Origin of the sequence: Mesorhizobium caraganae (assembly GCF_016836705.1) — a bacterium.
Taxonomy (GTDB): Bacteria; Pseudomonadota; Alphaproteobacteria; order Rhizobiales; family Rhizobiaceae; genus Mesorhizobium; species Mesorhizobium caraganae.
This window is the reverse complement of record NZ_JAFCGY010000087.1, coordinates 1-1,489: the sequence shown is the minus strand read 5'-3', so window position 1 is coordinate 1,489 and position 1,489 is coordinate 1. Positions and strand designations below refer to the sequence as shown.

Genomic DNA, 1,489 nt, shown 5'->3' with positions numbered 1-1,489 from the left:
GAGTGTCGCTTACGCGGCTCTCTTGAATTTCACAAGGGCTTATTCAGAAGCAAACTGCTTCGCCGCCAGCGGCGCACCGCCCTCGTTCGTGAGGCGTATATAGTCGCCACCCACTCAAACTGTCAACTGTCTTCAGCCATGTTTTTTCGATTTCTCGCAGAGATATCCACGAGGCTGAAATTCGTGAGTTGGCTTGGCTGAAATTATGAGTGGTGTTCCGCGGTCGGATCACTTCTACGAAGCTCCCATCCCTCGGCGGCGGCTGCGTGCCATCGGCTTGAAAATCGTCTGCTCTGCCCGGTGAATGTCGACCACGGCGCCAGCCTGAGCAGTGCTTCAGAGCCGATCTTCCAGCAATTCCGCCGTGATGTTTCGACCGGCGAAAAAGATGCCCAGGATCAGGACCAGCTCGGCCTCGACCGCAAACGCAATGCTGACGGCGCGGCGGTAGCTGATGATGCGCAGACCAGGCATGATCTCGACCCGCTCCGTTCCGCGCTGTGGAAAAGTCGACAGGCCGAGGCAATGATCGCGGATGCTGGCGATGAAATTCCAGGCGATCGCCGGCGACGCACGGTCGGCTATGTCATCATAGAGCTGTTCGAGTTCAGCTTCCGCCTTAGGGTGGAAGACAATGCGATACTCCATTGCCTACTTGGCTTTCGCCTGCTTCGCGCGATGCCGCGCCTCGAGCCGCGAAAAAACCGTCTCGGCAGGGATAGCCTTCGCCCGATCCTGCCGGAGCTCGGTCAAACGCGTCGGAATCTCCTCGCGCAGCCATCTTTCCCGCTCCGCCTCGAAATCCTCGAGCATACGCAAGCCGGCGCGAACAACCTCACTAGCATTGTTGTAGCGGCCTGATTCGAGCTGCTTCCTGATGAAGCTCTCATAGTGGTCGTTCAGTGCGTAGTTGGGCATGGCAACCTCCTGAAGAGATTATGGTGCGAATCAGGATCGGTAGCAATAGATAGCAATGATTAGCAACACGCACGCATACAGCCGCGCATCGTTTCCATGATTTGCTGGCAAGAGAATGATCGTCCTCTCGTTCTGCTGCATCGAAATGCACGAATCGCGCCGGCGCGATCGTGCCCGGGATCGTCCTCCAGTGTTCGAAGCCAACCGGCTTCGCTTGGTGCGACTTCGCTTGGGTGTGGTTGCAGATTGCGAACATCAGCCTGGACACAATCCGAGAGGGCGTACCTGACCGCAAGGCCACCGGCGCGGGATGTCGCTTCGAGAAGCGGGGCGCCGAGAAAGTTGGCTTGGGGACAGGATTTGGCTTTTCTGTCCCGCGGCGTCGGCTTCGCCTTCCTTGCGGGCCCCTGATGCAGGTTAAAACCGTCCGGCCACCACAGCAAAATACAAAAAGGCCCGCACGAGGCGGGCTTTTTTGATTTGGTTGCGGGGACAGGATTTGAACCTGTGACCTTCAGGTTATGAGCCTGACGAGCTACCGGGCTGCTCCACCCCGCGTCAACCTTAGAGG

The 1,489-nt window shown here is 58.0% G+C and carries 2 protein-coding genes and 1 tRNA gene; all 3 read right to left on the bottom strand.

The window, feature by feature from the left end:
- Nucleotides 1-336: 336 nt before the first annotated feature.
- Nucleotides 337-648 carry a type II toxin-antitoxin system RelE/ParE family toxin gene (locus JQK88_RS35370; protein WP_203281206.1) on the bottom strand — a complete coding sequence of 104 codons (312 nt, stop codon included), beginning with the start codon at nt 646-648 and terminating at the stop codon, nt 337-339.
- 3 nt (nt 649-651) lie between these two features.
- A complete protein-coding gene (locus JQK88_RS35365; RefSeq protein WP_203281204.1) occupies nt 652-918 on the bottom strand; it encodes a type II toxin-antitoxin system ParD family antitoxin in 267 nt (88 codons plus the stop codon).
- A 481-nt stretch (nt 919-1,399) separates the two neighbouring features.
- Nucleotides 1,400-1,476: transfer RNA gene (locus JQK88_RS35360), tRNA-Met, on the bottom strand.
- Nucleotides 1,477-1,489: the final 13 nt, after the last annotated feature.